The sequence below is a fragment of the Amycolatopsis sp. genome, assembly GCF_035276945.1.
Lineage (GTDB): Bacteria > Actinomycetota > Actinomycetes > Mycobacteriales > Pseudonocardiaceae > Amycolatopsis_E.
Map to the genome: position 1 here is coordinate 1 of NZ_DATELF010000179.1, position 5,388 is coordinate 5,388.

At 71.9% G+C, this 5,388-nt stretch carries 2 protein-coding genes; both read left to right on the plus strand.

All coding sequences use genetic code 11. The features are described 5' to 3' along the window. Positions 1–2,350, plus strand: a 2,350-nt coding sequence (locus VJT49_RS33075; protein WP_324168920.1) for a beta-ketoacyl reductase, incomplete at its 5' end; no start/stop codon positions are given. A gap of 48 nt (positions 2,351–2,398) precedes the next feature. Further along, a partial coding sequence (locus VJT49_RS33080; protein WP_324168921.1) for a type I polyketide synthase occupies positions 2,399–5,388 on the plus strand: 2,990 nt, incomplete at its 3' end.

A 5,388-nucleotide genomic window follows, 5' to 3' on the forward strand; every position in this document is an offset into this window, starting at 1 on the left:
CGACGGCGGAACCCGACGGCTACTGACCAGCCTCGCCGAAGCACACGTCCGCGGCATCCCCGTCACCTGGACCACCCACCACACCACCAACCACACCAAACTCCCCACCTACGCCTTCCAACACCAACGCTACTGGCTCGAAGAGCTGGAAACGGACGCCGAAGACACGGGACGGGCCAGCAACGGTGCCGACTCGGAACTCTGGACCGCGATGGAGCGCGAGGATTTCGACGCACTCGTTGGGCTGCTGTCCCTCGAGTCGTCCGAACAGCAGTCGTCGCTGCGGGTGCTGGCGCCGGCTTTGACGTCCTGGCACCGGCAGCGCGTCCTGCGGTCCGATGTGGACCGATGGCGATATCGTATCGAGTGGAAACCGCTCGCCGATCCCGAGCCGCGCGAACTGGCGGGCACCTGGATCGTCGTGGTCCCCGACAGCGCGCAGGACGATGAATCCGTCGCCGCGGTCGCGGACGGGTTGACCGCGCAGGGCTGCTGGGTGACCCGCCTGACCCTGGACCCGGCCGGCGCCGACCGCGCCCTCGTAGCGGACCGCCTGCGGGAGATCGCCACGGAGATCGGCGACGTGCGCGGGGTGGTGTCCTTCCTCGCACTGGCGCGGGACGCGCACCCGAAGCTCCCGTTGCTGCCGGCCGGTGTCGCCGCTGCCGTGACGCTCGTGCAGGCGCTGGGCGACGCCGAGCTGGCAGCACCGCTGTGGTTCCTCACGCACGGAGCAGTGTCGGCTGACGAAGCCGACCCGGCGAGCGATCCCGCGCAAGCGATGCTGTGGGCACTGGGCCGGGTCGCGGCACTGGAGCACTCCGAGCGCTGGGCCGGGCTGGTAGACCTGCCCGCTGCCGTGGAGGAGAACGCGGTCCGGCGTGTGCTGGGCGTGTTCGCCGGCGCCGGCGACGAGGATCAGCTGGCGCTGCGGCCCTCCGGCGTGCGGGCACGGCGGCTCGTGCCCGCCCCGCAGGCCGACGCCCCCGCCGAGCAGACGTGGGAGCCCCGCGGCACGGTCCTGGTGACCGGCGGGGTCAGCGGCGTCGGCGCCCAGGTCGCCCGGTGGCTGGCGGGCAAGGGGGCCGAGCACGTGCTCCTGGCAGGCCGGCGCGGCATGAACACCCCCGGAGCCGGGGAGCTGGCCGACGAACTCACGGCGAAGGGCGCCCGCGTCACCGTCGCCGAATGCGACGTCGCGGACCGCGACAGCCTGCGGAAGCTGCTTGACAGCGTCCCGGTGGAGGCGCCGCTGACCGCCGTCGTGCACGCCGCCGGGGTGGCCACCACGGGAGCGCTGCAGGACACCACGCTGTCGGAGTTCGAGGAGGTGCTGTCCGGCAAGGTCGCGGGCGCGATGCACCTGGACGAGCTCCTCGCCGACCGTCCCCTGGACGCGTTCGTGTTGTTCTCGTCGAACGCCGCGGTGTGGGGTAGCGGCGGGCAGGGCGCGTACGCCGCCGCCAACGCATACCTCGATTCCCTTGCGGAGCAACGACGTTCCCGCGGGTTGACGGCGACTTCGATCGCCTGGGGCGCCTGGGGCGGCGGCGGCATGTCGTCCGATTCGGCGGAGGTCGAGGACCAGCTGCGCCGGACCGGTCTGCTCACCATGCCCGTCGAACCCGCGCTGCTCGCGCTCGAGCAGGCCGTCGCGCGGCAGGAGCCGTACGTCGTGGTCACCGACATGGACTGGGAGCGCTTCGCGCCAGGGTTCACCGCCCGGCGGCCCAGCCCGCTGCTCGGTGAGCTGGCGGAGGTGCGCAAGGCGCTGCGCACCGATGACGACGGCGTGGGCGGCACGGACGACGGATCGGCTTCTCAGCTGGCTCAGCGGCTGGCCGGACTGGCCGGACTGTCCGAAGAGGACCAGCTGCGGGCGCTCGTCGACCTCGTGTGCACCGAGGCGGGCGTGGTACTCGGGCTTTCCCCTGCCGACGGCATCGATTCCGGCCAGGCCTTCCGCGATGTCGGGTTCGACTCGCTGACGGCGGTCGAGTTGCGCAACCGCCTGAAGGCGGTCACCGGGCTGCGCCTGCCCGCCGCACTGGTGTTCGACTACCCCACGCCGGCCGCGGTGGCGGAGTTCCTCCGCTCCGAGCTGCCCGCGCTCGGCGCCGGCGCGAACCCGTCGATCCTGGCGGAGCTCGCCCGGCTGGAGACGGCCTATCGGGCCGCGGACGCCGATCGTGCGATGCGGACGCAGGTGGTCGCGCGGATGCGCGCGCTCACCGCGGTGTGGGAGAACGCGGGCGAAGCGCCCACCGAGAACGACGAAGAGCTCGACTTCGACCTGGCGACCGACGACCAGATGTTCGAGCTGATCGACAACGAGTTCGGCACCGCGTGACGAGTCGCGCCGCCTCGACCGAGCCACTCCTTAAGGAGCTTTCCTGCCATGGCGAATGACGACAAGCTGCGCGACTACCTCAAGCGCGTGGTCGCGGATGCCCGCCGGACCCAGAAGCGGCTGCGGGAGATCGAGTCGGAGCCCATCGCGATCGTGGGAATGGGCTGCCGCTACCCGGGTGGCGTGGCGTCCCCCGACGATCTGTGGCGAGTCGTGGCCGACGGCGTGGACACGGTCGGCGAGTTCCCGGACAACCGCGGCTGGGACCTGGACACGCTGGGCGATCCCGACCCGGATCGCGCTGGCACGTCGTACGTGCGGGAAAGCGCCTTCCTCTACGACATGGCCGATTTCGACGCGGCCTTCTTCGGGATCAGCCCGCGCGAGGCGCTGGCGATGGACCCGCAGCAGCGGTTGTTGCTGGAGACCTCGTGGGAGACCTTCGAGAACGCGGACATCGACCCCGTTTCGCTGCGGGGCAGCGACGTCGGTGTCTTCGCGGGCTTGTTTTACCACGAGTACGCCGAATTCCTCGGCAAGGTACCTGAGGCGGCTCACGGATACATGGGGACCGGCACTGCCGGGGCCGTGGCGTCGGGGCGCGTGTCGTACTCGCTTGGTTTCGAGGGTCCGGCGCTGACGGTGGACACGGCGTGTTCGTCGTCGCTGGTGGCGATTCACCTTGCGGTGCAAGCATTGCGCCGTGGCGAGTGCTCGATGGCGCTGGCGGGCGGTGTCGCGGTGATGGTGCTGCCGGGCGCGTTCGTCGACTTCAGCCGGCAGCGCGGGCTGGCGCGCGACGGCCGGTGCAAGGCCTTCTCCGCCGCCGCCGACGGCACCAGCTTCAGCGAGGGTGTCGGCCTGGTGCTGCTGGAGCGGTTGTCGGTGGCGCGGTCGCTGGGGCACCGCGTTCTCGGCGTGGTGCGGGGTTCCGCGATCAACCAGGACGGTGCGTCCAACGGGCTGACCGCGCCGAACGGTCCCTCGCAGCAGCGGGTGATCCGCGCGGCGCTGTCGGCCGCGGGGGTGTCCGCGGCCGACGTCGACGTGGTCGAAGCGCACGGCACCGGCACGATGCTGGGTGACCCGATCGAGGCGGACGCGCTCATCGCGACGTACGGGCAGGGCCGGGAACAGGACCAGCCGTTGTGGCTGGGCTCGGTGAAGTCGAACATCGGGCACACCCAGACCGCCGCGGGCGTCGCCGGCGTGATCAAGATGGTCGAGGCGATGCGCCACGGGGTGCTCCCGAAGACTCTGCACGTGGACGAGCCGACTCCCAAGGTGGACTGGGCCAGCGGCGCGGTGCGGCTGCTGACCGAGCCCCGGGAGTGGCCGGAGGCCGACCGGCCCCGCCGCGCCGGGGTGTCCTCGTTCGGGTTGAGCGGGACGAACGCGCACCTGATTCTCGAGCAGGTTCCCGAGTTCGAGCCCGAGGCGGCCGGCGACGACGGTTCCGACGCCGAGCCCGGACTCGCCGCCCGGTCCGGTGTGGTGCCGCTGGTCGTCTCCGGCCGCGGCACGGCGGGTATGCGTGGTCAGGCTGCCCGTATCGCGTCCTTTGTCGACGACGGCCCGGCCGACCTGGCGGATGTGGGCCGGTCGCTGGTGACGACGCGTTCCATGCTCTCCGACCGCGGTGTCGTCGTGGCCGGCGACCGCGACGAGACCGTGGCGGGGCTGCGTGCGCTCGCCGACGGTGCCTCGGACGCCGCCGTGGTCTCGGGCACCGCCGACGTCGAGGGCAAGCGGGTGTTCGTGTTCCCCGGCCAGGGAGCGCAATGGCTGGGGATGGGCCTGGAACTGCTGGAGTCCTCACCGGAGTTCGCCGCACGCTTCGCCGAGTGCGAACGCGCGCTGGAGCCGCTGCTGGGCTGGTCGGTGGCCGATGTCCTGCGCGGCGCGCCGGGGGCACCGGGAATGGACCAGCTCGAGGTGGTGCAGCCGGTGCTCTTCGCGGTTTCCCTCGCACTGGCGGAGGTGTGGCGGTCGTGGGGTGTCGTGCCCGACGCGGTCGTCGGGCACTCCCAGGGCGAGGTGGTCGCGGCGTGCGTGGCGGGCCTGCTGCCGGTCGAGGACGCGGCGCGTGTCGTCGTGCTGCGCAGCCGCGTCATGGCCCGGACGATGACCGGCCAGGGCGGGATCATGTCGATGGGCCTGTCGGCCGAGGAGGCCGGCGAGCGGATCCGGCCGTGGGCAGGCCGCGTCGAGATCGCCGCGATCAACGGACCGGCCTCGGTCGTGGTCGGGGGCGACTCGGACGCGCTGGCGGAACTGCGGGAGCGGTGCGACGCCAATGGTGTCCGCGCTCGCCTCGTCCCGGCCGGCGTCGCCTCCCACACCTCGCATGTGGAGCCCATCCGGGAGGAGCTGCTGGAGGCACTGTCCGGGATCCGGGGCGTCGCCGGGCAGGTCCCGATGTGGTCCACCGTCACCCAGGAATGGCTCGACGGCACCGAACTGGACGCGGAGTACTGGTACCGCAACGTGCGGCACCAGGTCGGGTTCGCGCCGGCCATCGACGCCCTGTTCGAGCAGGGACACCGCGTTTTCGTCGAGGTGAGCCCGCATCCGGTGCTGACCGCCAGTGTGCGGGACGTGCTCGACACCCACGAGCACGTGCCGTCCGTGGTAGCGGAGACCCTGCGCCGTGACGACGGTGGGGTCCGGCGGGTCATGGCGAGCGCGGCGGCGTTGTTCGTGCGAGGCGTGGCCGTGGACTGGTCCAAGTGCTTCGGCCGTGGTGGCCGCCGGGTGGTGTTGCCGACTTATGCGTTCCAGCGTGAGCGGTTCTGGCTGGACGTGCCGCTGGGGGCCTCGGGGGATGTGTCGGCCGTCGGACTGCGGTCGCCGGGGCATCCGTTGCTGGGTGCGGCGACGAGGCTGGCCGGTGGCGAGGGCGTGTTGTTCTCGAGCCGGTTGTCGGTGCGATCGCATCCGTGGCTGGCGGATCACGCTGTTTCGGGTGTGGTGCTGCTTCCGGGGACGGCGTTCGTGGAGCTGGCCATCCGGGCGGGCGACGAGGTCGGCTGCCCCGT